The organism is Polaromonas sp. C04 (assembly GCF_002002705.1).
In the GTDB taxonomy this organism is placed as follows: Bacteria; Pseudomonadota; Gammaproteobacteria; order Burkholderiales; family Burkholderiaceae_C; genus Rhodoferax_A.
Genome location: NZ_MUNS01000030.1, coordinates 1 through 25,490, shown reverse-complemented (window position 1 = coordinate 25,490; position 25,490 = coordinate 1). Strand labels below are relative to the sequence as shown.

General features: G+C 65.0%; 25 protein-coding genes. 17 read left to right on the top strand and 8 right to left on the bottom strand.

From position 1 onward, the window contains the following. Nucleotides 1–22: 22 nt before the first annotated feature. On the top strand, nucleotides 23–838 hold the full coding sequence (gene minD, locus B0E49_RS10075; RefSeq protein WP_077562070.1) for a septum site-determining protein MinD: 816 nt from the start codon (nucleotides 23–25) through the stop codon (nucleotides 836–838). A gap of 3 nt (nucleotides 839–841) precedes the next feature. Beyond that, a complete protein-coding gene (minE, locus tag B0E49_RS10070; RefSeq protein WP_174571089.1) occupies nucleotides 842–1,105 on the top strand; it encodes a cell division topological specificity factor MinE in 264 nt (87 codons plus the stop codon). Nucleotides 1,106–1,379: 274 nt separating this feature from the next. On the opposite strand, the gene B0E49_RS10065 is transcribed toward minE, so the two are convergent. After that, nucleotides 1,380–1,958, bottom strand: coding sequence for an NnrU family protein (locus B0E49_RS10065; protein WP_077562069.1), 579 nt, complete (start codon nucleotides 1,956–1,958; stop codon nucleotides 1,380–1,382). 133 nt (nucleotides 1,959–2,091) lie between these two features. Here B0E49_RS10065 and nirK point away from each other — a divergent pair, with 133 nt between their 5' ends. The 5 genes from nirK to B0E49_RS10040 all read left to right on the top strand — a co-directional run bounded on the left by nirK (nucleotide 2,092) and on the right by B0E49_RS10040 (nucleotide 6,534). Further along, on the top strand, nucleotides 2,092–3,567 hold the full coding sequence (gene nirK, locus B0E49_RS10060) for a copper-containing nitrite reductase (protein WP_077562068.1): 1,476 nt from the start codon (nucleotides 2,092–2,094) through the stop codon (nucleotides 3,565–3,567). Nucleotides 3,568–3,589: 22 nt separating this feature from the next. Continuing rightward, a complete protein-coding gene (locus B0E49_RS10055) occupies nucleotides 3,590–4,378 on the top strand; it encodes a formylglycine-generating enzyme family protein (protein WP_077562067.1) in 789 nt (262 codons plus the stop codon). After that, nucleotides 4,375–4,959: an SCO family protein gene (locus B0E49_RS10050; protein ID WP_077562066.1), complete on the top strand. Its 585-nt coding sequence runs from the start codon at nucleotides 4,375–4,377 to the stop codon at nucleotides 4,957–4,959. The genes B0E49_RS10055 and B0E49_RS10050 overlap by 4 nt, the downstream gene beginning before the upstream one ends. 299 nt (nucleotides 4,960–5,258) lie before the next feature. Then, nucleotides 5,259–5,684 (top strand): hypothetical protein, encoded by a 426-nt coding sequence (locus tag B0E49_RS10045; RefSeq protein WP_077562065.1) that lies wholly within the window; start codon nucleotides 5,259–5,261, stop codon nucleotides 5,682–5,684. A gap of 58 nt (nucleotides 5,685–5,742) precedes the next feature. Next, nucleotides 5,743–6,534, top strand: coding sequence for an HNH endonuclease (locus B0E49_RS10040; protein ID WP_077562064.1), 792 nt, complete (start codon nucleotides 5,743–5,745; stop codon nucleotides 6,532–6,534). Between the two features lie 152 nt (nucleotides 6,535–6,686). On the opposite strand, the gene B0E49_RS10035 is transcribed toward B0E49_RS10040, so the two are convergent. The 5 genes from B0E49_RS10035 to dnaA form a co-directional block, all read right to left on the bottom strand. Then, nucleotides 6,687–7,316 (bottom strand): 3'-5' exonuclease, encoded by a 630-nt coding sequence (locus B0E49_RS10035; RefSeq protein WP_077562063.1) that lies wholly within the window; start codon nucleotides 7,314–7,316, stop codon nucleotides 6,687–6,689. After that, nucleotides 7,313–9,157: a cation:proton antiporter gene (locus tag B0E49_RS10030; protein ID WP_077562062.1), complete on the bottom strand. Its 1,845-nt coding sequence runs from the start codon at nucleotides 9,155–9,157 to the stop codon at nucleotides 7,313–7,315. The genes B0E49_RS10035 and B0E49_RS10030 overlap by 4 nt, the downstream gene beginning before the upstream one ends. A gap of 21 nt (nucleotides 9,158–9,178) precedes the next feature. Beyond that, the gene (gene gyrB / locus B0E49_RS10025; protein WP_077562206.1) at nucleotides 9,179–11,782 is read right to left on the bottom strand and encodes a DNA topoisomerase (ATP-hydrolyzing) subunit B; all 2,604 of its coding nucleotides are present in this window, start codon (nucleotides 11,780–11,782) and stop codon (nucleotides 9,179–9,181) included. Nucleotides 11,783–11,866: 84 nt separating this feature from the next. Next, nucleotides 11,867–12,973, bottom strand: a complete 1,107-nt coding sequence (gene dnaN, locus B0E49_RS10020; RefSeq protein WP_077562061.1) for a DNA polymerase III subunit beta — start codon at nucleotides 12,971–12,973, stop codon at nucleotides 11,867–11,869. A gap of 333 nt (nucleotides 12,974–13,306) precedes the next feature. Beyond that, the gene (gene dnaA / locus B0E49_RS10015; protein WP_077562060.1) at nucleotides 13,307–14,719 is read right to left on the bottom strand and encodes a chromosomal replication initiator protein DnaA; all 1,413 of its coding nucleotides are present in this window, start codon (nucleotides 14,717–14,719) and stop codon (nucleotides 13,307–13,309) included. A 254-nt stretch (nucleotides 14,720–14,973) separates the two neighbouring features. Between dnaA and rpmH the strand changes: the two genes are divergently transcribed. The 6 genes from rpmH (at nucleotide 14,974) to B0E49_RS09985 (ending at nucleotide 19,734) form a co-directional block, all read left to right on the top strand. After that, on the top strand, nucleotides 14,974–15,108 hold the full coding sequence (rpmH, locus tag B0E49_RS10010) for a 50S ribosomal protein L34 (RefSeq protein WP_027101598.1): 135 nt from the start codon (nucleotides 14,974–14,976) through the stop codon (nucleotides 15,106–15,108). A 64-nt stretch (nucleotides 15,109–15,172) separates the two neighbouring features. Continuing rightward, nucleotides 15,173–15,616, top strand: a complete 444-nt coding sequence (locus tag B0E49_RS10005; RefSeq protein WP_077562059.1) for a ribonuclease P protein component — start codon at nucleotides 15,173–15,175, stop codon at nucleotides 15,614–15,616. Beyond that, nucleotides 15,613–15,918, top strand: coding sequence for a membrane protein insertion efficiency factor YidD (yidD, locus tag B0E49_RS10000; RefSeq protein ID WP_077562058.1), 306 nt, complete (start codon nucleotides 15,613–15,615; stop codon nucleotides 15,916–15,918). The genes B0E49_RS10005 and yidD overlap by 4 nt, the downstream gene beginning before the upstream one ends. After that, on the top strand, nucleotides 15,915–17,636 hold the full coding sequence (yidC, locus tag B0E49_RS09995) for a membrane protein insertase YidC (RefSeq protein ID WP_077562057.1): 1,722 nt from the start codon (nucleotides 15,915–15,917) through the stop codon (nucleotides 17,634–17,636). The genes yidD and yidC overlap by 4 nt, the downstream gene beginning before the upstream one ends. Before the next feature lie 94 nt (nucleotides 17,637–17,730). Next, nucleotides 17,731–19,152, top strand: a complete 1,422-nt coding sequence (mnmE, locus tag B0E49_RS09990) for a tRNA uridine-5-carboxymethylaminomethyl(34) synthesis GTPase MnmE (RefSeq protein WP_077562056.1) — start codon at nucleotides 17,731–17,733, stop codon at nucleotides 19,150–19,152. A gap of 90 nt (nucleotides 19,153–19,242) precedes the next feature. Next, nucleotides 19,243–19,734, top strand: coding sequence for a Crp/Fnr family transcriptional regulator (locus B0E49_RS09985; RefSeq protein WP_077562055.1), 492 nt, complete (start codon nucleotides 19,243–19,245; stop codon nucleotides 19,732–19,734). Between the two features lie 11 nt (nucleotides 19,735–19,745). Here B0E49_RS09985 and B0E49_RS09980 read toward each other — a convergent pair whose 3' ends face one another. Further along, nucleotides 19,746–20,294, bottom strand: coding sequence for an adenine phosphoribosyltransferase (locus B0E49_RS09980; RefSeq protein WP_077562054.1), 549 nt, complete (start codon nucleotides 20,292–20,294; stop codon nucleotides 19,746–19,748). Nucleotides 20,295–20,299: 5 nt separating this feature from the next. Then, nucleotides 20,300–22,285 carry a monovalent cation:proton antiporter family protein gene (locus B0E49_RS09975; protein WP_077562053.1) on the bottom strand — a complete coding sequence of 662 codons (1,986 nt, stop codon included), beginning with the start codon at nucleotides 22,283–22,285 and terminating at the stop codon, nucleotides 20,300–20,302. Between the two features lie 44 nt (nucleotides 22,286–22,329). Here B0E49_RS09975 and B0E49_RS09970 point away from each other — a divergent pair, with 44 nt between their 5' ends. From B0E49_RS09970 to B0E49_RS09955, 4 genes are read left to right on the top strand one after another with little or no spacing between them, the layout of a single operon-like run. Continuing rightward, entirely contained in the window at nucleotides 22,330–23,307 is a 978-nt protein-coding gene (locus tag B0E49_RS09970; protein ID WP_077562052.1) for a KpsF/GutQ family sugar-phosphate isomerase, read from the top strand. After that, nucleotides 23,304–23,855: a KdsC family phosphatase gene (locus B0E49_RS09965; protein ID WP_077562051.1), complete on the top strand. Its 552-nt coding sequence runs from the start codon at nucleotides 23,304–23,306 to the stop codon at nucleotides 23,853–23,855. The genes B0E49_RS09970 and B0E49_RS09965 overlap by 4 nt, the downstream gene beginning before the upstream one ends. Then, the gene (gene lptC, locus B0E49_RS09960; RefSeq protein WP_286137915.1) at nucleotides 23,852–24,493 is read left to right on the top strand and encodes an LPS export ABC transporter periplasmic protein LptC; all 642 of its coding nucleotides are present in this window, start codon (nucleotides 23,852–23,854) and stop codon (nucleotides 24,491–24,493) included. The genes B0E49_RS09965 and lptC overlap by 4 nt, the downstream gene beginning before the upstream one ends. A gap of 3 nt (nucleotides 24,494–24,496) precedes the next feature. Beyond that, nucleotides 24,497–25,273, top strand: a complete 777-nt coding sequence (locus tag B0E49_RS09955) for an SDR family oxidoreductase (protein ID WP_077562050.1) — start codon at nucleotides 24,497–24,499, stop codon at nucleotides 25,271–25,273. Nucleotides 25,274–25,490: the final 217 nt, after the last annotated feature.

Below are 25,490 nucleotides of genomic sequence, written 5' to 3'. Positions count from 1 at the left end.
CTTTTCTAAAGGAATTATTCCCATGGCAAAAATCATCGTCGTGACTTCCGGCAAGGGCGGGGTCGGCAAGACCACCACCAGCGCCAGCTTCGCCAGCGGGCTGGCCCTGCGCGGCCACAAGACCGCCGTGATCGACTTCGACGTCGGCCTGCGCAACCTGGACCTCATCATGGGGTGTGAGCGCCGCGTGGTGTACGACCTCATCAACGTGATCCACGGCGAGGCGAACCTGCACCAGGCGCTCATCAAGGACAAGCAGTGCGACAACCTGTTCGTGCTGGCCGCCTCGCAAACGCGCGACAAGGAAGCGCTGACCAAGGACGGCGTGGAAAAAGTGCTGCACGACCTGGCCGGCATGGGCTTCGAGTACATCGTGTGCGACTCGCCCGCCGGCATCGAGACCGGCGCGCTGATGGCCATGCACTTCGCGGACGAGGCGCTGGTGGTCACGAATCCCGAGGTCTCGTCGGTGCGCGACTCCGACCGCATCCTGGGCATGCTGTCGAGCAAGACCAAACGCGCGATCGACGGCAAGGATCCAATCAAGGAACACCTGCTCATCACGCGCTACAACCCGAGCCGCGTGGACCAGGGCCAGATGCTGTCGCTGCAGGACATCCAGGACATCCTGCGCATCAAGCTGATCGGCGTGATCCCCGAATCCGAGGCGGTGCTGCAGGCCTCCAACCAGGGCCTGCCGGCCGTGCACCTGCAGGGCAGCGATGTGTCGGAAGCCTACAAGGACGTGATCGACCGCTTTCTCGGCGCCGACAAGCCCATGCGCTTCGTCGACCCCCAAAAGGGCGGCTTCCTCAAGCGCCTGTTCGGAGGGAAATAAGGCATGGCCATCTCGTTTTTGTCCTTCCTGCTCGGTGAGAAGAAAAAGACCGCCAGCGTCGCCAAGGAGCGGCTGCAGATCATCCTGGCGCATGAGCGCAGCGGCCGCCACCCCGAGCCCGACTACCTGCCGGCGCTGCAGCGCGACCTGGTGGCCGTGATCAGCAAATACATCAAGATCAATCCCGACGACATCAAGGTCAACCTGGAGCGCCAGGACAACCTGGAAGTGCTGGAGGTCAAGATCGAGCTGCCGGACGCGAAGTAGGCGCTACAGAAACAGTAGCTGCTTGCGCAGACGGAATAAGGGCTGGCGGTTGATTTTGTTCAAACGGCGGCCATTCAGGCGGGGCCGATGGCGTCTACCCGTTGACTGAGCGCTGTTTCCAGCGCCGGCCAATCGGCAGTAACGGTCTTGAACAGGACCTCAGGCGCCACTTGACAATTCGTCCTGCATGTCGACCAGCGCAAAGCCGCTGGGCGGCGGCGATCTTCATGAGACCGAGTATGCGGGGAACGCAAGAGCGCCACCACCCGCTCGCTCAGCCGAGCGGGCGCACGCCAATCAGCAGGCCATGCGCCCAGAACGCAAACACCGCCCACGCCAGCACCCCCACCACCACAGTGACGACGGTGCCCGAGGTCGTGCCGGCCGGGTAAACCGTCTGCGCCACACGATCACGCGCGCGCGCTGCGCGAAAGCTGAACACCGCCCACACCAGAAAGGCGCCGAACAGCAGCACATCGGCCGGGCTGCCGTTGGACAGCAGGTGCGCGAGCGCCCAGACCTTGACCGCCAGCACCATCGGGTGGTGCAGCCGCGCCTTGATGCCGTTGCGCGGCACATAGGCAGCCACCAGCAGCACGAAAGAAATCAGCATCAAGCCCGACGTCACATGGCGCATGCCCATGGAGCCCTCCCACAGCAGCCCGGGCAACTGCCGCGCCTGGTTGAAGCCCCACACGATCAGCACGAAGCCCGCAAGCGACAGCAGCGCGTACAGGCCCTTCCACGGCTTCTCGCCGAGCCGCGCGATCATGGCCGTGCGCCAGCCGTCGGCAACGATGCGTACGGAGTGCACGCCCAGAAAAATCACCAGTCCCAAAACCAGCAGGCCCATAGCGTTGTCTCCAGACCATTGTGTGGGGCGATTATGAGGGCCGACGACGGCAACGCAAAACCATGATGCAGATCAAGGGTCGCCACCACCGCGCTCTTTAAACTGAGCCCGCAAACGGAACCAAAAAAACATCATGAAAAACCCCCTGCTCGCGCTCATCGCCATCGTCATTGGCACCAGTGTCCTGACCGCATCGTCCCTGCCTGCCCTCTCCGCCGAGCGCCATGCGCCGGGGGTCGCGGCCGGCAGCGAACCCGGCGACTTCGGCCCCCCGCGTGGCGCACCGATCGAGCAAAAACTGGTCGCGGCGCCCAACGTCCCGCCGCCCATCCACCGCGACTATCCGGCGCGCGTGGTCGTGCGCCTGTTCACCACCGAAGTGGTGAAAGAGATCGCCGATGGTGTGCGCTACGACTTCTGGACCTTCAACGGCTCGGTGCCCGGACCCATGATCCGCGTGCGCCAGGGCGATACCGTCGAGCTGCACCTGCAAAACGATCCGCACTCGCACATGGCGCACAACATCGACCTGCACGCCGTCATGGGGCCGGGCGGTGGTGCTGCGGTGAGCATGACGCCGCCCGGCAATGAGAGCGTGTTCACCTTCAAGGCGATGCGCGCGGGCCTGTATATCTACCACTGCGCCACGCCCCCGGTGCCGATGCATATCGCCAACGGCATGTACGGGCTCATCCTGGTCGAGCCGCCGCAGGGGCTGCCCAAGGTCGATCGCGAGTACTACGTGGTGCAGGGCGACTTCTACACCGTCGGCGCCAATCACGCGCCCGGCCTGCAGCCGTTCGACCGCGACAAGATGATCAACGAGCAGGCCACCTACGTGCTGTTCAACGGCCGCGAAGGCGCGCTCACCGGCCCGAACGCGCTGCAGGCGAGCGTGGGCGATACCGTGCGCCTGTTCGTCGGCAACGGCGGGCCCAACCTGGTGTCCAGCTTCCACGCGATCGGCCAGATCTTCGAGAGCGTGGACGTCGAAGGCGGCACCATGGTCAACCACAACGTGCAGACCACGCTGATCCCGGCCGGCGGCGCAGCCCAGATCGAGATGCGCACCCTGGTGCCCGGCACCTACCTGCTGGTGGACCATTCGATCACACGCACCTTCCTCAAGGGCGCGCTGGGTGAGCTGGTGGTCAAGGGGCCGGCGCCGACAGCGGCGATCTACAGCAAGGTGTCGAGCGGACCCATTGCTCCCGGCGCCAGCTATATCCCCCAGCCGAAACAGGCCGAAGCACCCGCGCTGGTCGACGCCATGGGCAATGGCAGGCGCGTGTTCGCACAGGTCTGCGTGGCCTGCCACCAGGCGGACGGCACGGGATTGCCCGGTGCGTTCCCGCCCCTGGCCATGTCGGACTACCTCAACGCTGATCCGAAAAACGCCATCGGCATCGTGCTGCACGGCCTGAGCGGCAAGATCACGGTGAACAGCACGGGCTACGAGTCCGTCATGCCGGCATTCGCCTCGCAGCTCAGCGACGACGACGTCGCGAACGTGCTGACCTACGTGCTCAACAACTTCAACAACAAGGGCGGCACGATCGCGCCGGCCGAGGTCAAGGCGGTTCGCGCCGCCGGGCCGAAGGGCCAGTAGTACGGGCTTTGAAGAGGATCCGATGCGCACGTTCGCTCTGGCGATCCTATTCATGCTCGGCGCCGGCGTGCATGCCGAGGGCGGCGCAGACTATTTGCCAGTTCCGGCGGGCTCGTTCACCAGCGCCCTGAACTTCGATGGCGCGCGCACGCCGGTGCAACTCGACGGCTTCACGATGCGCTCCACCCCCGTCACCGTGCGCGACTACCTCGCCTTCGTCCAGACCCATCCCGAATGGCGGCGCGATCGCGTGCCGGCCCTGTATGCGGGCAGCGGCTACCTCGCTTCCTGGGCCACGCCGGCGAACCCGGGGCCCGCGATCGACCCGCAACGCCCCGCCACCGAGGTCAGCTGGTTCGCCGCGCGGGCCTATTGCGCCGGCGAGAACGCACAGCTGCCCACCTGGTACCAGTGGGAATACGCCGCGGCCGCAGATACCACCCGCGCCGATGCCCGCAGTGACGCGGCCTGGGACATTCAAATCCAGCAAACCCTGCTGGCACGCACCGGGCGGCCCCCCGGCGCGGTGGGACAGGACGCCGCCGACCTGCATGGCCTGCACGACATGAACGCGCTCGTGTGGGAATGGGTGGACGACTACGCGGCGATGTTCGTCAACGCCGACGCCCGCAACCCGGGCCAGACCAACCTGCTCAAGCTCTGCGGCGGCGCCGCACTGGCATTCGGCAACCGCGACGCCTATCCCCTCATCATGCGCGTGGCGGCGCTGTCCGCCATGACGCCGGTGGGCGCGGCCGGCAGCATCGGTTTCCGCTGCGTGCGCCCCATCACCCCAGGAGATACCCCATGATCCGCCGACTCACCCTCATGCTCCTGCTGACGATAAGCGTCAGCGCCGGCGCGGCCCCGGCCGCGGCCAGCGACAAGGCCCTGCTGCCCGACTCGGTCTACCAGACCCCGCTCGCGCTGCGCGACCAGGCCGGCCACCCGTTTGCGCTCGCCTCGCTGCGCGGGCATCCCGTGCTCGTCAGCATGATCTACGCCTCCTGCCAGGAGGTGTGCCCCATCACGGTGGAGACCGTCAAGGGCATCCGCGCTGCCGTCAGTAAACGCAGCGGACGCGACGCACCACCGGTCGTGCTGGTCAGCTTCGATCCGGCGCGCGACACCGTTGCGGCACTGGCCATGATGGCCTCGATGCACCACGTGGATGCCCCCACCTGGCGTCTGGCGCGGCCCGATCAGGGCGACGTGCGCGCCTTTGCCGCCACGCTCGGCGTGTCGTACCGCAAGCGCCCCGATGGCGACTTCGACCACAACGTCGAGATCGTGCTGCTCGACGCCGAAGGCCGCATCGTGGCCAAGACCAGCGAGGTCGGCACGCCGGAGCCAGCTTTCATCGATCAAGTTTCGCGCGCTGGGGGGCGCTGACTTCCACACGACGGAAGGTGGCGCTCGCCGAAAACGAAGCCAATGCAAAGCGTCGCGCAAGATCAGGAATTAACCCGCTTGGGTTGCCCGGCTCAATGACGCAATCACTACACTTTTAATAGCAAAGTGTCCCTACAAATAAAGGGCTACTGATCGATCTTACGTTCGGTCTCATCAATGTGCCGCCCCGCGCCCTATCATGCCCAAGCGCGCTTCACGTGTCACCCCAGGCAATGCCCTGGGTTACAACCCGCATCGCAGCGCCTACGCTTGGCTCCACTTTTCAACAGGAGCTAACGATGCAAACTCCCGCCGACATAGAGACCGAAGCCGCCAACTCAACACTGCCGCAATACGGCAGCAAACCCAAGAAGCCCGGCTTGTACCTCGGGTTGTTTCATGGCCGACATGACCGACGCGAACAAATGAGCGACTGGGGTTTTGATGGGCCGGCCATTGGTCCGCTCAAATGGTGCCAAACCACCTACGCGTCCATTATCAAGATCGAGTTTGAAAGTGCTGCCGATGCCGTTAACTATTTCGGCGTCGCGCAAGATCCGTTCGAATTGTCGGTGGATGCCGACCTGCTGGTTTTCGGTGGCATGTACTACGGCGACTGGACGGTCTATTACGTCCCGCCCGAAAATTGCGAGCGGCCGGCCGACACCTTCCGCGAGACCACGCGAGTAAACGACTTCATTGCACACCGCAAGTTCTTTCCCTGAGCATTGAGGCCTCTTCGTGCGGCGGGCATACTCAAGCCTCATATCCGAGGGAGAACCCATGGCCACAGAAGCCGCCGCCCACATTAACTGGACTCGCCCGCAAACGCTGGCTGCACTGCACATCTACATGCAGTTGCCGTTTGGTCAGCTTCATCGTGGCAATCCGAAGATCAAGCAATTGGCCGAGTGGATGCGACGCACGCCCAGCTCGGTCGCCATGAAGTTGACCAACTTGGCCAGCTTGGACCCGCTGATCGTCGCCAGCGGGCGCGCTGGCTTGAAGGGGGCATCGGCGCTGGACCGTTCCATCTGGACTGAGCTACAACAAAATTGGGATGCCGTAGCGCTGGAAGCCGCCGCCGAGTATGCGCAGTTAGCCTCAAGCCATGGCGTCGAGGCCGATGCAGACTTACTGGAGGAAGCACCGCCGCTGGAAGAAGGCAGAACCCGCAGCGCCACCGTGCAGGTACGCGTGAACCAAGCGCGTTTTCGCAAGGCTGTGCTCGCCAGCTACAACGCCACCTGCTGCATCAGCGGCCTGTGCCACGAAAAGCTGGTGATTGCCAGCCACATCGTTCCGTGGAGTGAAGACACCAAGAACCGATTGAACCCGCAAAACGGACTGTGCCTGTCGGCCCTGCACGACCGCGCTTATGACCAAGGCTTGATTACGGTCATGCCCGACTTCAAGGTGCGCGTGTCGAAACAACTCAAGCCCAGCGCGGGCGATGGCTTCATTGCAGAGTCGTTGCTGCGCTTTGACGACCAACCGATTCAATTACCCGAGCGTTTCCGGCCTTCGCCCGAGTTTCTGGCCTCACACGCTCGGCGCTTCGGGTTCATCCGATAACGGACGCAGGCGCAGTTTTCCACGTCGCCGAGCACAGGCTGATATTTTCAGTCTTTTTGGCCTGTAGCCCATATCCCATCTGCGCTGGTAGCTATCAGATCGATAGTAATTTGAATGGACGTCTTTGCGCGGACGCCACAACCCAGCACGCTTCACATGCGCGCATATTGCGCCACGAGCCCGCGCATCGCCGGCCTGGCGCAGCGCTGCAGCGCCATCAAGAGGGCATGGTGCGGGCGGGCCACGCCGTGGTGGGTGCGCAGGTCATGCTCAATCTGCGCCAGCAGCGCAGCCGCCATTTCGGCATCGGCCAGCGCCCGGTGCGCCCGGCCGGCGCGCGGCAGGTGGTGGTAGTCCACCAGCGTGCCGAGCTTGTGGTTGGGCGCCTCGGGGTAGAGCCGGCGCGACAGCAGCATGGTGCAGGCAAAGGGCTGCGGCGCCGGCTGGCCCAGGCGCGCCAGCTCACCGGCCCAGAACCGGCGGTCGAACGATGCGTTGTGCGCCACCATGGGCGCGTCGCCGACGAAGCGGCTGGCCTCGCCCATCACGGTGGCGGCATCGGGCGCGGCGGCCAGCATGGCGTTGGTGATGCCGGTCAGGCCGGTGATGAAGGCGGGAATGCGCACGCCCGCGTTCATCAGGCTCTGGAAGCGGTTCACCACCCGGCCGTCCTGCACCAGCACGATGGCCACCTCGGTGGCGCGGTCTCCGCGCTCGGGCGAGATGCCGGTGGTTTCGAAGTCGATGACGGCGATGGGGGTCCGCGGGGCGCTGGCGCTCAATGGGCCACCTCGCCCTTCACCCCACCCTTGACCTCCTCCGGCGCAGCCACCGGAGCCGGCGCCGGCGCGAAGTACAGGACGGTCCAGCCGGCTTCCAGCTTGAAGGACTGCTCCGCGGCATAGAGGCGCAGCATGCCGTCAGAAGAAATCCCGCCCAGCAGCAGCCAGTCACGCCCACGTTCACCCATGCGTTGCGTGAATTCGCTCCAGCCATAGCTGGCGGTGAACTTCGAGGTGCTCACCGTCCAGCCCTCCTGCAGCCGCTGGTGCAGAAAGACGAACGTCGCCACCGCGTCGAACGCAAAGTAGCCGCGCTGCTGCAGCGTGAGGCGTTTGAGTTCCTGGGAGGAAGCCTCATCGGTGGCGAGCTGGAACACGCGGTGCACGCCAAACCTGTGCCCCTGGGCCTTGCAGGCCAGCGCATTGTAAAAATCGTTGTCGGTGGCGCACAGCAGGTGATTCACGTGCTGAGACTCCAGCGTGTGCTCGGCATGTTCGGAGAGGATCTCGCCGTAATAGACCTCGATGCCGGCCATGCGGGCCTCCTTGAGGCGGTGATAGGCGCCATCGACCAGCAGCACATCGACGTCCAGCTTTTTCAGCACACTGGCAAACGCGACGCTCCAGGGGGACGCCCCGACGATCAGCAGGCCGTTGTCATTTTTGGCGGCCAGGCCGAGGCGGCGCGCCATGCGCCCAATGGTGAAGCCGTGCGCCAGCACCGTCACCACAATCACGAGGAACGTGACGGGCAGCAACTGGTCGGCGTCCTTGTAGCCGGCCGCGACGAGCGCCGGCCCGAAGATGCCGGCCGTGGCGGCCGCAACGATGCCGCGCGGCGCAATCCAGGCGAGCAGCAACTTGTCGTTGCGGCGCACCGGCGCACCGAGCGTGGCCAGAGCGATCGTGAGTGGCCGCACGAGCAGCACGATGGCCAGCACGAACAACGCCGTGTGCCAGTTCAGCAGGTGCAGGTGGCTCGCATCCAGCCGGGACGGAATGACGATGAACAGCACCGACAGCAAAATGATGCTGAGGTTCTCCTGCGACTGGTGCAGGGTCTCGCGGTCGGGCAGCTTCATGTTGCCCATCACCAGCCCCATGACCGTGACGCTGAGCAGTCCGGCCTCGTGTTGCGCCAGGTTGCTGACCCAGTAAACCACCGGCACCAGCACCATGAGGATGGGTGACTTCAGGTGTTCGGGCACCGCGCCGCGCCGATACAGCCAGCCGGTCAGCCAGCCGCCCAGCCCACCGAGCACCGCGGCGGCGGCAATGGCGCCGCCCAGACCCGCGAGTATCCTGGCAGGCCCACTGCCGGCCGTCGTGAGGTATTGAAAGGTCAGCACCGTGAGCAGCACGCCCACCGGGTCGTTCACGATGCCCTCCCACTTGAGCAGCGAGGAGGTCTCCTTGTTGAGCCGCGCGCCGCGCAGCAGCGGCAGGATGACGGTTGGGCCCGTGACGACCAGGATGGAGCCGAGCACCAGCGCCACCGGCCAGCTCAGGCCGCCAAAGTAATGCGCGGCCATGCTGCCAAAGAGCCAGGCCAGTGGTGGCCCGAGAATGGTCAGCCGGCCCACGCCGTGCCCGACGCGCCTGAACTCGCCCAGCTTCAGGGCCATGCCGCCGTCGAACAGGATGATGGAGACGCCCAGGCCAATCAAGCCGGTCAACTCCTGCGGCGGCATGCGCAGCGTGACGACACCGGTGACCGGCCCGAGCAGCAGGCCGACCGCGATCAGCACCACGATCACCGGCACCTTGATGCGCCAGGCCACCCATTGGCTGGCCAGGCCGGCGGCCAGCACGATCAGGAGCAGCGACGCAGCAGTCGTCATCGGGGGCGGCAGGACGGTGCCCTACACGTCGATATTGCCGGCCCGCAGCGCATTCGTCTCGATGAACTCGCGCCGCGGCTCGACCTCGTCGCCCATCAGCATGGTGAAGACGCGGTCGGCCTCGATGGCGTCGTCGACCTGCACGCGCAGCAGGCGACGTTGGGTGGGGTCCATGGTGGTTTCCCAGAGCTGGGCCGGGTTCATTTCGCCCAGGCCCTTGTAGCGCTGACGCGCGGTGGCGTTTTCGGCCTGGGTGATCAGCCATTTCATGGCCTGGCGGAAGTCGCTCACGCGTTCGTCCTTCTGCTTCTCGCCCTCGCCACGCATGACGCGCGCGTCGTCGCTCAGCAGGCCGCGGAAGGTGTGCGCCGCCTCGGCCAGTGCGGCGTAGTCGGAGCCATGCACGAAGTCCTGCGTGATCACACTGCTTCTCATGTTGCCGTGATGGCGGCGTTTGATGCGCAAGATGGGTTTGTCGTGATGCGTGTCGAACTCGCCCACCACTTCGGCCTTGTGCAGCGCAGCCTGCAAGGCGGCCGCCGACGCGGCCGCATCCGCCTCGGTCTCGAGGTTCAGGATCACACCGTCGGCGATGGCGCGCAGCGCTTCGTCATCCATGAAATGGCTCAGGCGCGCAATCACGGCCTCGGCGCCCTGGTGCTTGCGCGCCAGCTCGGCCAGCGTGTCGCCGCTGATGGTGGTGCCGGCCGCACCGCCCGTGAACACGCTGGCGTCCTTCAGCGCAATGCGCAGCAGGAAGCTGTCGAGCGCGGCGGCGTCCTTCAGGTACAGCTCTTCCTTGCCGGACTTGACCTTGTACAGCGGCGGCTGCGCGATGTAGATGTGACCGCGCTCCACCAGCTCGGGCATCTGGCGGTAAAAGAAGGTCAGCAGCAGCGTGCGGATGTGTGCGCCGTCCACATCGGCGTCGGTCATGATGATGATACGGTGGTAGCGCAGCTTGGCCACGTCGAAGTCGTCGTTGCCGGTGCTGCCGCCCGCCTTGCCGATGCCGGTGCCGAGCGCCGTGATCAGGATCAGGATTTCATTGCTGGTCAGCAGCTTCTCGTAGCGGGCTTTTTCCACGTTCAAAATCTTGCCGCGCAGCGGCAGGATCGCCTGGAACTTGCGATCGCGCCCCTGCTTGGCCGAGCCGCCGGCCGAATCCCCTTCGACGATGTAGATCTCGCACAGCGCCGGGTCTTTTTCCTGGCAGTCGGCCAGTTTGCCGGGCAGGCCCATGCCGTCGAGCACACCCTTGCGCCGCGTCATGTCGCGCGCCTTGCGCGCGGCCTCTCTAGCGCGCGCCGCCTCGATGATCTTGCCGACGATGATCTTGGCATCGTTCGGGCGCTCCTGCAGGTAGTCGCCCAGCAGCCGGCTCACGATGTCTTCCACCGGGCCGCGCACCTCGCTGCTCACCAGCTTGTCCTTGGTCTGGCTGCTGAACTTGGGCTCGGGCACCTTCACCGAGAGCACGCAGCACAGGCCTTCGCGCATGTCGTCGCCGGTGATCTCGACCTTGGCCTTCTTCGCCAGCTCGGATTCGTCGATGTACTTGTTGATCACACGCGTCATGGCCGCGCGCAGACCGGTCAAGTGGGTTCCGCCGTCGCGCTGCGGAATGTTGTTGGTGAAGCACAGCACCTGTTCGTTGTAGCCGCTGTTCCACTGCATCGCCACCTCGACACCGATGTTGGTGTTCTGGTCGCTCTCGCGGTCGCCCATGGCGTGGAACACGTTGGGGTGCAACACCGTCTTGCCCTTGTTGATGAAGTTCACAAAGCCCTTGACGCCACCGGCGCCGGCAAAGTCGTCTTCCTTGCCGGTGCGCTCATCCTTCAGGCGAATGCGCACGCCGTTGTTCAGGAAACTCAGCTCACGCAGACGCTTGGACAGGATTTCGTAATGGAAATCACTGTTCTCCTTGAAAATCTCGGCGTCGGGCAGGAAATGCACCTCGGTGCCGCGCCGTTCGGTCTCCTTGATGACCTTCATGGGCGACACCTCGACACCATCCACCACCTCGATGATGCGGTTTTGCACAACCCCTCTGGAAAATTCCAGCACATGCACCTTGCCGTCGCGCCGGATCGTCAGGCGCAGCGTCTTCGACAGGGCATTCACGCAGGAGACGCCCACGCCGTGCAGGCCGCCCGAGACCTTGTAGCTGTTCTGGTTGAACTTGCCGCCCGCGTGCAGTTCGGTCAGCGCGATTTCGGCGGCCGAGCGTTTCGGCTCGTGCTTGTCGTCCATCTTGATACCGGTCGGGATGCCGCGTCCGTTGTCAACCACGCTGATGGAGTTGTCGCTATGGATGGTCACCAGAATATCGTCGCAGTGGCCCGCCAGCGACTCGTCGATCGAGTTGTCCACCACCTCGAACACCAGGTGGTGCAGGCCGGTGCCGTCGGAGGTGTCGCCGATGTACATGCCGGGTCGCTTGCGCACCGCCTCCAGCCCTTCCAGGATCTGGATCGAACCTTCGCCATACGCTTCGGAAGCCCCGGCCTGATGTGCATCGATGGTGGGCTGGAAGTTGGAGCTGCTCTCGCCACTCTCACCCGTGTGGACAACCTCCGCTTCGATGGAGACGGGCTGGAGGGGCTTGTTTTCTTCGGTCATGACTTGCATTTCTCAAACTCTTGAATGACCAAACCCGCGAAAGTCCGCGGGTTCTGGTCGGTATCCGCTATATTTTGAATAGCATCAAATCCGCATTGGCATCACGACGTACTTGAAGGTCGCGTTGTCGGGAATGGTCAGCAGCGCCGAGCTGTTCGAATCGGACAGCTCCACCTTCACCATCTCCTGCTGCATGTTGGCCAGCGCATCGATCAGGTAGGTCACGTTGAAGCCGATCTCGATGCTGTCGCCGCCGTAGTCGATGTCGAGCTCGTCCACCGCCTCTTCCTGCTCGGCATTGTTGGACGCCACGCGCAACGTGCCGGGCTCGATGTTCAGCCGCACACCCTTGAACTTCTCGCTGGTCAGAATGGCGGTGCGCTGCAGCGAGGCCAGCAGCGCCAGGCGGCCCAGCGTGATGCTGTTCTTGTGGTTGCGCGGAATCACGCGGTTGTAGTCGGGGAACTTGCCCTCGACCAGCTTGCTGACGAATTCCATGCCGCCAAAGCTGAAGCGCGCCTGGTTGCTGGCGAACTGCATTTCGATCGCGCCTTCCGCATCCGACAGCAGGCGCTGCATTTCCAGCACCGTCTTGCGCGGCAGGATCACCTCCTGCTTGGGCACCTCGACGTCCAGCGTGGCCGACGCAAACGCCAGGCGGTGGCCGTCGGTGGCCACCAGGCTCAGCTGCTTGCCCTCGGCCACAAACAAAATCCCGTTCAGGTAGTAGCGGATGTCATGCACCGCCATCGCGAACGAGACCTGGCCGAGCAGGTCTTTCAGGGTCTTTTGCGGCACGCTGAAGGTCGGCCCGAAGCTGGCGGCTTCCTGCACCAGCGGGAAGTCCTCGGCCGGCAGGGTCTGCAGCGTGAACTTGCTTTTGCCGCCCTTGAGAATGAGCTTGTTCTGGTTCGATTCGAGCGACACGGTCTGGTCGGCCGGCATGGTGCGCAGGATGTCGATCAGCTTGCGCGCGCCCACCGTGGTGGTAAAGCTGCCGTTGTCGCCATCGAGCTCGGCGGTGGTGCGGATCTGGATTTCCAGATCGCTGGTGGTCAGCTGTACGCTGCTCCCGGTCTTGCGGATCAGCACATTGGCCAGAATGGGCAGGGTATGGCGGCGCTCCACGATGCCCGCGACCGATTGCAGGACTGCGAGCACTTTGTCTTGTGTTGCCTTCAGGACGATCATGTCAACCTCTTCTTAATTTCTTTAATTTAGATTAGTAGTAGTAGATAAGGGCAGCCGCACGCTGTGGATATCGCCATTTTCCCTTTTTTTATCAGGCACTTGCATAGCTTTGAAGACTGTGCGCAGCCCTGCTCCCCGAATGCTTCGCCAGCATGAACAACTTCGGGGTTTGGCGCCGGCCTGTGGATAAGCGCATGGTTGTGCCAGAACTGTCCCCAGGGTTGTTAGATGCAGCGAAGGGCCGTCCCCGAGCAAGTTCAGCCCCCTCGGGGGGCAGCGCAGCACACGCAGTGGCAAGCGTGGGGGCCTGTGTAGTGTGTTGTGTCATCGGTTTCAACCCTTCAGGGTTTGCTCCAGCACGTGCAATTGCTGATTCAGCTCGGTCATTTGCTGGCGCTCGCCACCGATCTTGCGCACCGCATGCAGCACCGTGGTGTGGTCGCGCCCGCCAAACAGCTCGCCGATCTCCGGCAGGCTCTTTTGCGTGAGCTCCTTGGCCAGGTACATGGCGATCTGGCGCGGCCGCGCAATGCTGGCCGGGCGCTTCTTGGAGTACATGTCGGCGACCTTGATCTTGTAGTAGTCGGCCACCGTCTTCTGGATGTTCTCGACCGAGATCTGCCGGTTCTGGATCGAGAGCAGGTCGCGCAGGGCATCGCGCGCCAGCTGGATCGATATCTCTTTCTGGTTGAAGCGCGAGTACGCCAGGATCTTGCGCAGCGCGCCTTCCAGTTCGCGCACGTTGGAGCGCACGTTTTTGGCCACGAAGAAGGCAACCTCTTCGGGCATTTCGGCGCCTTCGGCACGCGATTTGTTGATCAGGATCGCGACCCGCATCTCGAGCTCGGGCGGCTCGATCGCCACCGTCAGGCCGGCGTCGAAGCGCGAGACCAGCCGTTCGTGGATATCGGCCAGGCCCTTGGGGTAGGTGTCGCTGGTCATTACGATGTGCGACTTCTTGGCCAGCAAGGCCTCAAAGGCATTGAAGAATTCCTCCTGGGTGCGGTCCTTGTTGGCGAAGAACTGCACATCGTCGATCAGCAATAAATCGAGCGAGTGATAGCGCTCCTTGAATTCGTCAAAAGTCTTGCGCTGATAGGCCTTAACCACATCCGAGACGAACTGCTCGGCATGGATGTAGAGAACTTTGGCGTCGGGCCGCTCGGCCAGCAGTTTGTTGCCCACCGCGTGCATCAGGTGGGTCTTGCCCAAACCGACCCCGCCATAGATGAACAAGGGGTTGTACAGCTGGCCCGGTGTGGTTGCCACGTGCATGGCGGCGGCGCGGGCCATGCGGTTGGCCGTGCCCTCCACCAGGGTGTCGAAGGTCAGCGCGGAATTGAGGCGGTTCTTGAACAGGCCCGGCGCGGCGTCATCGCCCAGCCCGGCGGGCTCGGGCGTGCTGCCCAACTCAGGGGTTGTAGTCGAAATGTACCTTTTGCTCGATATCTCCCGAGGAGCAAGTGCTAACTCAACCTGGATCGACTGGCCGTAAAGCTTCTCCAGCAAGCCTGAAATACGGCCGGAGTATTGGGCCCGGACCCAGTCGAGTTTGAAGCGGTTGGCAACGAAGATGGTGACCTTGGAGAGGTCGTCCGCCACCTGCGCCACCAGCGGCTTGATCCAGGTATTGAACTGCTGTTCCGGCAACTCCTGAGCCAGTTGGTCGATGCAGGCCAGCCACAGGCTGGGGCCGGCGTTCGGGCTGGCATGCCCGGCCAGACTGGAGTTTTGTCCCTCGGTCATTATTCTTGTGGGCTTCTGTGGATATGATTTGGTTTTCGCAACCTGCCATTGTAATTTATCAAACCCTTATCCACAACGCGCAAGATGCACCGCGCAGTTGCTGTATCAGGGCGTGAAGAAGCCGCACCGCATTGCCGGGACGCATAAAATTTGCGATAATCGCGGGTTTCCCTGATTGTGTTCAGGGCTAATGACCGAAGCAGGGCTTGCTGCGTGCACCGCACAGGCTCTATTGAACCCAACAGGAATTTGACATGAAACGCACTTACCAGCCCTCCAAAGTCCGCCGCGCGCGCACCCACGGTTTCCTCGTTCGCATGAAGACCCGCGGTGGCCGTGCCGTGATCAATGCACGCCGCGCCAAGGGCCGCAAGCGTCTGGCGGTTTAAGCCGGCGCGAATTACACGCCTGCCCGAATTTGCGCCACGTTTGCAACCAGGCCCTGGCGGCGAAGTGCAGCGGCTGAAAACGCGGGCGCAGTTCCAGGCCGTGATGGCAGGCGGCACCGTTTCCCGCACGGCGCATTTTGTGCTGCATCGCAGCGCCCTGGAGTCCCTGATGCCCACTCCCCCCATCCTCGCACCTGTCGCAGCGCCCGAAGCCTCTTCGGCAGCGGTGCCCGGGCGCGAAGTGTGGATGGGGGCGCTGGTGCCCAAGCGCTGGGCCAAGCGTGCCGTGACCCGCAACGCCATCAAGCGCCAGATCTACAGCGTGAGTGCCGATTTCGAGCCGCGGCTGGTCCTGGCCGCCCATGTGGTGCGGCTGCGCGCCGGCTTTGACCGCGCGCAGTTCATCAGCGCCAGCTCCAGGCAGCTCAAGCTGGCGGTCCGTTCTGAGCTGCAGCAGCTGTTCGGCCAGGCGCTGGCGCCCTCCGCCGCGGCACAGGTGCCGGCATGATCAAAACCTTGCTGATTTCCCTCGTCAAGGGCTACCGCTTGCTGCTCAGCCCCTGGCTGGGCTCGTCGTGCCGCTTCGAGCCCAGCTGCTCCGCCTATTCGCTGCAGGCGCTGCAACAGCACGGCGCGGCGGCCGGCAGCTACCTCACGCTCAGGCGGCTGGTGCGCTGCCATCCCTGGTGCGAAGGCGGGCACGATCCGGTGCCTGACACATTGAAGACCTTGCCTCTGGCAAAACTCCGGTTGTTTACCCAACTGTCCGTGCACTCCGCGCAACACTCCTCACAAAAGAAGTCTTCATGAACGACATCCGCCGCACCATCCTGTGGGTGATTTTTGGTTTTTCCATGGTTCTGCTGTGGGACCAATGGCAGGTTTACAACGGCCACAAGGCCACCTTCTTCCCATCGCCCGCTGCCGTCACGGCCAGGGCACCGGCGTCGGGGAACCCGCCTGCGGGGCATGACAGCCTGCCCACGAGCAGCGGCGCTACGAGTTCTGTAGCGCCTGTCGCACAAGTACCGGGGACTGTAGCCCCATTGCCGGCTGCCACCACGGCCGCCGCGCCGCGCCAGCAGATCGTTGTGACTACCGATGTGCTCAAGCTGACCTTCGATACCGAAGGCGGCTCGGTAATTCGTGCCGAGTTGCTCAAGGATGCCGGCGACGAGGACAAGAGCAAGCCTTTTGTGCTGCTGCAGGACGATCCGCAGCACGTGTACGTGGCCCAGACCGGCCTGATCGCGGGTGCCGGCGGCGGCAGCTTCCCGACCCACAAGACCCTGATGACGGTCGTGCCCGGCGCGCGCACGCTGCAGGACGGCGCCAGTGACGTGGTGATCCAGTTCGAGTCGCCCGACGTGGGCGGCGTCAAGCTGGTCAAGACCTATACCCTGCACCGCGGCTCCTACGTCATGTCGGTCAAGTTCGATGTGGTCAATACCGGCACGGCCGCCGTCTCGCCGCAGCTGTACCTGCAACTGGTACGCGACGGCAACATGCCCGAAAAGTCATCGAAGTTCTATTCCACTTTCACCGGGCCGGCCGTCTACACCGAGGCCAAGAAGTACCAGAAGATCGACTTCAAGAAAATCGACGAGAACAAGGTCGACATCGAGAAGGAGTCGGACAACGGCTATGTGGCGATGGTGCAGCACTACTTTGCCAGCGTCTGGCTGCTCGGCGATGGCATCCAGCGCGACCTGTTCGCGCGCAAGGTCGATACCAATCTGTACGCGGTCGGCATGATCACGCCGCTGGGCAGTATCGCGCCGGGCGCCAGCCGCTCGGTGCAGGCGCGGCTGTTCACCGGCCCCCAGGAAGAAAAGAAACTCGAGTCGATTGCTCCCGGGATGGAACTGGTGAAGGACTACGGCTGGGTCACGATCCTGGCCAAGCCGCTGTACTGGCTGCTCTACAACATCCACCGCTTCCTGGACAACTGGGGCTGGTCGATCGTGGCGCTGGTGGTGCTGCTCAAGGCCGCGTTCTACTGGTTGAACGCCAAGGCCTACGCGAGCATGGCCAAGATGAAGGCCATCAACCCCAAGATCATGGCCATGCGCGAGCGGCTGAAAGACAAGCCGCAGGAAATGCAGCAGGAGATGATGAAGATCTACCGCGAGGAAAAGGTCAACCCGATGGGCGGCTGTTTTCCCATCATGATCCAGATTCCGGTGTTCATCGCGCTGTACTGGGTGCTGCTGTCCAGCGTCGAGATGCGCGGCGCGCCCTGGATCCTGTGGATTCACGACCTGTCCTCGCCCGACCCGTATTACATCCTGCCGCTCGTGATGGCGGCCACCTCCCTGCTGCAGACCGCGCTGAACCCTGCGCCGCCCGATCCGATGCAGGCCAAGCTGATGTGGATCATGCCGCTGGCGTTCTCCGTGATGTTCTTCTTCTTCCCGGCCGGGCTGGTGGTGTACTACATCACCAACAACGCCCTGTCGATCGTGCAGCAGTGGATCATCAACACCCGCATGGGCGTGCCGCCGCAGTTCCACCTGCCCAAATTCTGAAATCACATGGCCCCCACGCTTGTCGCTGCGCGTACTGCGCTGCCCCTCGAGGGGGCAGCAGTCGCCTTGGGGCGGCCCGGCAGCGACTGAGCCCGTGTCGCTGCCGCGCCACTCGGACCCCATTGCCGCCATCGCGACGGCGCCCGGGCGCGGCGGCGTGGGGATCGTGCGGCTCAGCGGGAAGTCGCTGGCGCCGGTGATCGAAGCGCTGTGCGGCCGCTCCTTGCGCGCGCGCGAAGCCACGTACCTGGCTTTTCGCGACCAGGACGGCTCGGCCATCGACCAGGGCCTGGCCATCCACTTCCCGGCGCCGCACTCCTATACCGGCGAGGACGTGCTGGAGCTGCAGGCGCACGGCGGACCGGTGGTGTTGCAGCTGCTGCTGGCGCGCGTGCTGGCGGCCGGCGCCGAGGTTGATCCGGCCACCGGTCGGCCGCGGCTCGCCGGCCTGCGCGTGGCGCAGCCGGGCGAGTTCACCGAGCGGGCCTTTCTGGGCGGCAAGATCGACCTGGCGCAGGCCGAGGCCATCGCCGACCTGATCGACGCCTCGACCGCCGCAGCCGCGCGCAGCGCCAGCCGCTCGCTCGCTGGCGAATTCTCCAGCGAGATCCATGCGCTGCGCGACGCGCTGATTCACCTGCGCATGCTGGTCGAGGCGACGCTGGATTTTCCGGAAGAAGACATCGACGCCCTGGCTCAGGCCGACGCGCATGGGCAGCTCGTCAAACTGCAGCAAACGCTGGTGCGCGTGATGCAACGCACGCGCCAGGGCGCGCTGCTGCGCGAGGGCATCAAGGTGGTGATCGCGGGGCAACCGAATGCGGGGAAAAGCTCGCTGCTGAATGCGCTGGCCGGCGCCGAGCTGGCGATCGTCACGCCGGTGCCCGGCACCACGCGCGACAAGGTGACGCAGACCATCCAGATCGAGGGCGTGCCGCTGCACGTGATCGACACGGCCGGGCTGCGCGAGAGCGCCGACGAGGTCGAAAAAATCGGCATCGCGCGCGCCTGGGCCGAGATCGAGGGCGCCGATGCCGTGCTGTTCCTGCACGACCTGACGCGTGCGGATGCTACAGAATATAGAGCGGCCGATGCAGACATAGCAAGGGCATTGGCCACAAAACTCTCGAAACATATTCCGGTGGTCGAGGTCTGGAACAAGCTCGACGCCGTGCCGGCCCATGCGCGTGACGGTGCGCCGCGCAACGGCGTGCAGCTGTCCGCCAAAACCGGCGCCGGGCTCGACGCGCTGCGCCGCACCCTGCTGGACATCGCGGGCTGGCAGTCGGCGCCCGAGGGGGTTTACATTGCGCGCGAGCGCCATGTGCAGGCGCTGCGCCGGGTGGACGAGCATCTGGCGCAGGCGGCGGCCCATCTCGCAGCCGCCGCGCCGGCGCTGGACCTGCTCGCCGAGGAGCTGCGGCTGGCGCAAAACGCGCTGGGCGAAATCACCGGGGAATTCACTTCGGACGACCTGCTCGGCGTGATCTTTTCGCAGTTTTGCATCGGCAAGTAGGCGGCCACATCAATGGCACAATCGGGCGTATTATTTGTAACCCGTTAGTTTTCCTGCCGGCCCAACACTTACGTTCCACTTCATCGCACCATGAGTTTTCCGCCGTCTGCCTCCGTCAAATTCAATGTGCAGGATTTAATCCGGGCGATCGCCCTGGATTCGGTCTATGACGCGTTCAACCCGACGCTGACGACGGCCCAATGGGACGTGCTGGGCAGCTACCTGCAGCCCTTTGCGCTCGCCCAGGGCCAGGTGCTGATCGAGCAGGGTGCGCTGGACCGCACGCTGTATTTCATCGAAAGCGGCACGCTCAGCGTGCATTACGAGGATGAAGAAGGCCGCATGAGCCTGGCCCTGGTCGGCGCCGGCTCGGTGGTGGGCGAAGGCGCGTTCTTCTCGCGTCAGCCGCGCAACGCCAGCGCCGTGGGCTCCGGCCCCTGCAAGCTGTGGTGCCTGACCCCGATCCGCTTCGCCGAACTGGCCAACCGCCAGCCGGCGCTGGCGCTCGAAATCTCGCTGGCGCTGGGGGCGGTCATCGCCAAGCGCATGTCGAGCAAACCCAGGCGCGTGGCGGTGACCTGAGGGCATCTGCCTCAGTGGCCGGCGAAATCCAGCAGCGTAAAGAGAGGCATGCCGCTCGCGCGCAGTTTGGCCGAGCCGCCAAGCTCGGGCAGATCGACAATGGCGGCGCCCTCGATGACGTGGGCGCCGAGCTTTTCCAGCAGCTTCTTGCCCGCCATCATGGTGCCGCCGGTGGCGATCAGGTCGTCCATCAGCAGCACCCGGTCTCCGGCCTTGACCGCATCGGTATGCAGCTCCACCGTGGCGCTGCCGTATTCCAGCTCGTAGGTTTCCTCCACCGTGGTGAACGGCAGCTTGCCCTTTTTGCGGATCGGCACGAAGCCGACCCCCAGCTGGTACGCCACCACCGAGCCCAGGATGAAGCCGCGCGCGTCCAGTCCGGCCACCACGTCGACATGCAGGGCGGCATCCCGGTAGCGCTGCACGAAAGCCTCGATCAGCACGCGAAACACCGCGGGGTCCTGTAACAGCGGCGTGATGTCGCGGAACTGCACGCCGGGCGCCGGCCAGTCCGGCACGGTGCGGATGTGGGCGCGCAGAAAATCGGTAGTGGAGCTCATGGGTCTCAGCCTTTCAGAAATTTGTCGGTGGCCAGGGCAAGGGCTTCGGGTGTGCCCGACAGCACCAGCGTGTCGCTGTCCTGCAGTGCCAGCGTGTCGTCGGGCGGCACCGGTTTGCCGTTGCTGCGGCGCAGGCTGACGACCCGCACGCCCACGGCTTGCAGCGCCAGCTGGCCGAGCGCCTTGCCGATGGACTGGGCGCCCGGCGGCAGGGTCAGGGTGGACAGCCGCTCCTGCCTCAATTCGTTCACGGTGTCGTCGTCGGCGCCGTGGAAATAGCCCTTGAGCAGGTTGTAGCGCGCATCGCGCTGGTCCTGCACCGTGCGCAGCACGCGGCGCATCGGCACGCCGACCAGCGCCAGCGCATGGCTGGCCAGCATCAGCGAGCCTTCAATGGATTCCGGCACCACTTCGGTGGCGCCGGCCTGGCGCAACTGGTCCAGGGCCTGGTCGTCCTGGGTGCGCACGATGACGGGCACGTGCGGCGCGTGGGCGCGCGCGTTGGCCAGTACCTTGAGGGCGGCCGGCACGTCGAGGTAGGTGACCACTACGGCGCTGGCGCGCACCAATCCGGCGGCGATCAGCGCCTGCAGGCGCCCGGCATCGCCAAATACCACCGAGTCGCCGGCGGCGGCGGCCTGCCGCACCCGGTCCGGATCCAAATCCAGCGCCATGTAGGGAATGTTCTCGCGCTCGAGCATGCGTGCCAGGTTCTGGCCGCAGCGTCCGTAGCCGCAGATGATCACGTGCCGGTTGGCGTTGATCGACTGGCGCGCAATCGTGGTCATCTGCAGCGACTGCTGCAGCCATTCGCCGCTGACCAGCTTCATCACGATATGGTTGCTGTACATGATGATCAACGGCGTGGCCAGCATCGACAGCACCATGCTGGCCAGGATCGGGTCGAGCAGCGCCGGTGGCACCAGGGCGTTTTCCCGGGCCAGCGTGAGCAGCACAAAACCAAACTCGCCGGCCTGCGCCAGGTACAGGCCGGTGCGCAGGGCCGTGCCGGCCGTCGCGCCCAGGGCCCGGGCCAGGGCCGTGATCATGACCAGCTTGAACAGCACCGGCAGCGTCAGCAGCACGAGCACCAGCGGCCATTGTGCGACGACCGGGTGCCAGTCGAGCAGCATGCCGATGGTGATGAAGAACAGGCCCAGCAGCACGTCGTGGAACGGGCGGATATCGGTCTCGACCTGGTGTTTGTACTGCGTCTCGGAAATCAGCATGCCCGCGATAAAGGCGCCCAGTGCCAGGCTCAGCCCCGCCAGCTCGGTCAGCCAGGCCAGCCCCAGCGTGACCAGCAGCAGGTTCAGCACAAACAGCTCCTGGCTCTTGCGCCGCGCCACCAGGGTCAGCCACCAGCGCATCAGGCGCTGCCCGCCGGTCAGCACGATCGCTATCAAAGCAATAGCCTTCAGTGAAGCCACAGCAAGGGCCAGCAGCAGTCTTTCCGGGGTGGAGCCGAGCGCGGGAATGAGCACCAGCAGCGGCACCACGGCCAGGTCCTGGAACAGCAGCACGCCCATCACGCGCTGGCCGTGTTCGGATTCCAGCTCGAGCCGCTCGGCCATCAGCTTGACCACGATGGCGGTGCTGCTCATCGCCACGGCGCCGGACAGCGCCAGCGCGCTCTGCCAGCGCATGTGCCACAGGGTGGGCGCCATCGCGGCGAACATCAGCGAGGCCAGCGTCGCCAGCACGATGGTGAGCAGCACCTGGAACAGACCCAGGCCAAACACATGGCGGCGCATGGCGCGCAGCTTGGGCAGGTTGAATTCCAGCCCGATCACGAACATCAGGAACACCACGCCGAACTCGCCCAGGTACTTGACGCCCTCCGAATCCTGCGCCAGCGCCAGCGCATGCGGGCCAATGAGCACGCCCACGGCCAGATAGCCGAGCATGGGCGGCAGCTTCAGGGAGCGGCAGGCCACCACCCCCAGCACCGCGGCCAGCAGGTATAACAGCGTGAGTTGCAGCGCGGACATGTCCCGATACTAGCAAGCACGATGCCCGCGGATAATGGAAGGCTATGACATTTGATACCGAACAGGTGATCCGGCTGGCCCGCGAAACCTTCGACATCGAGGCCGCCGCCGTGCTCGGCCTCAAGACCCGCGTGAACGGCTCGTTCGCGCGCGCCGTGCGCAGGATGCTCGAGGTGCGCGGCCGCGTGGTCGTCATGGGCATGGGCAAGAGCGGCCATGTCGGGCGCAAGATCGCCGCCACGCTGGCCTCCACCGGCACCGCGGCGATGTTCGTGCACCCGGCCGAAGCCAGGCATGGCGACCTCGGTATGATCAAGGCGATCGACCTGGTGCTGGCCATCTCCTACAGCGGCGAGAGTGAAGAGCTGATCTCGATCCTGCCGGTGCTCAAGCGGCTCGGCGTGCCATTGGTGGCCATTACCGGCGGCCTGCAGTCAACGCTGGCGCAGCACGCCGACGAGACGCTGGACTGTGGTGTCGAAAAGGAAGCCTGCCCTTTGAATCTGGCACCCACGGCCAGCACCACGGCGCAGCTGGCGCTCGGCGATGCGCTCGCGGTGGCGCTGCTCGACGCGCGCGGCTTTCGGGCCGAGGACTTTGCGCGTTCGCACCCCGGCGGCGCGCTCGGGCGCAAGCTGCTGACCCATGTGAGCGACGTGATGCGCACGGGCGACGCGGTGCCGCGCGTGGGCCTGCACACAACCTTTAGCGACCTGATGCGGGAGATGAGCGCCAAGGGACTGGGCGCTTCGGCCGTGGTGGATGGCGAGGACCGCGTGCTGGGCATCTTCACCGACGGCGACCTGCGCCGCCTGATCGAAAAAGGTGCCGATCTGCGCACCGCCGCCGTGCGCGATGTCATGCATCCCGCGCCGCGCACCATCCGCGGCGATGCACTGGCGGTGGACGCGGTCGAGCTGATGGAGCAGCACCGCATCACCAGCGTGCTGGTGGTGGACGCGCAGGGCCGGCTGTGCGGCGCGCTCAATAGCAACGACCTGATGCGCGCGAAAGTGATATGACCCCCACGCTGTCCTTCGCACCCGGGCTGCTGCTGCTGGCGCAGGGCATCCGCGTCGCCTTTTTCGACGTGGATGGTGTGCTGACCGACGGCGGCCTGTATTTCTCCGATCGGGGCGAGACCCTCAAGCGCTTCCACACACTGGACGGGCACGGCCTCAAGCTGCTGCAAAGGGCCGGCATCACGCCGGTGGTGATCACCGGGCGCGATTCGAAGCCGCTGCGTGCGCGGCTGCAGGCGCTGGGCATCACCGAGGTGCATTACGGCACGGAAGACAAGCGCCCGGCCGCCGAGGCGACGCTGCGCGCGCTCGGGCTGGACTGGCCCCAGGCCGCCGCCATCGGCGACGACTGGCCGGATCTCGCGGTGATGCGCGGCTGCGCCTTCGCCTGCGCCCCGGCGAACGCCCACATCGAGGTGCGGGCCGCCGCGCAGTATGTGACGCAGGCCCGCGGCGGCGAGGGCGCGGCGCGCGAATTTTGTGACCTGCTGCTGGTCGCCAGCGGCCAGTATGCGGCGCTGCTGGCGGGGCAGGAGCCGCGCGCGTGAACAGGCCGGTTGCCGTTTTGCGCGATCTGTGGGAGCGCGTGGCCATCTACCTGCCCGTCATCCTGATGACGGTGCTGGCGCTGGGCACCTACTGGCTGGTGCGCAACACGCCCATTTTTGGCGCGCCCGAGCCTGCGGCGCCGGTGCGCCACGAGCCCGACTATTTCATGCGCAAATTTGCGGTCAAGACCTTCGATGGCGCGGGCCACCTCAAGAGCGAGGTGTTCGGCACCGAGGGGCGCCACTATCCCGACACCGACACGCTGGAAATCAGCAATGCGCGCATCCGCTCGATCAGCCCGCAGGGGCGCATCACCGTGGCTACCGGCAACCGCGCGCTGAGCAACAGCGACGCCTCGCAGGTGCAGCTGTTTGGCAACGCCATCGTGGTGCGCGAGCCCGCTACCGACGCCGCCGGTCACGTCCTGCCGCGTCTGGAATTCCGCGGCGAATTCCTGAACGCCTACACCAACAGCGAGCGCGTCTCCTCCAACAAACCCGTCACCCTGACGCGGGGCAATGATCAGTTCACGGGCGACTCGATGGACTACGACAACTACGAAGGCGTGCTCGATCTCAAGGGGCGTGTCAAGGGGCTGCTGGTGCCGAGTCCGGCCAGGCCCCCGGTCGCGAAATAGGGCATGACCGGACTCGTCTTCATCACCGGCGCCTCCAGCGGTATTGGCCAGGCGCTGGCGGCGCGCTTTGCCCGGGCGGGCTATCGGCTGGCGCTGGTGGCGCGCCGCACTTCAGAGATCGAATCATGGGCTAACCGGCAAGGGATCAGCGCAGGCAGCTATCAAATCTATAGTGCCGACGTGGCGCTGCCGGACAGCATCGTGAGCGCGGGCCACGCCTGCATCGCGGCCCAGGGGGTGCCCGATGTGGTGATCGCCAACGCCGGCATCAGCATCGGTATCGACTCGGCCGTGCGCGGTGATATCGACGTGATGGCACGCACCTTTGCCACCAACAACATCGGCATGGCCGCCACGTTCCAGCCCTTCATCGACGCCATGGTGCAGCGCGGCAGCGGCACCCTGGTCGGCATCGGCAGCGTGGCCGGTATCCGCGGCCTGCCCGGGCACGGCGCGTACTGCGCGAGCAAGGCGGCCGTCATCACCTACTGCGAGAGCCTGCGCGGCGAACTGCGCGCCAGCGGCGTCAAGGTCGTCACGCTTTGTCCGGGGTACATCGACACGCCGCTGACGCAGAAGAATCGCTATGCCATGCCGTTCCTGATGCCGCCGCAGGACTTTGCCGGGCAGGCGTTCAGGGCCATCGAGGCCGGTGTCCGTTACCGGGTAATTCCATGGCAGATGGGCGTCGCGGCCAAACTGCTGCGCCTGCTGCCGAACGCGCTGTTCGACAGGGCGCTGGCCGGGCGGCCTCGAAAGCGGCGCGAAAGCGAACCTTGATGCTCCGGATTCGATAGCATACAAATACCACCTTGCGGGGGCCGGAAAGCAAAAAGGCTCCCATGGGAGCCTTTTTCAGGATGTCCGGGGGATTCAGTAACCGCTGCTGCTGCCCCCGCCGTAGCCGCCTCCGCCACCACCACTGCGGCCGCCGCCACGCGGGCCGGCGCCATAAGGGCTGCGGAAACCGCCATCGCCCCCGCCCCCGCCGCTGCGC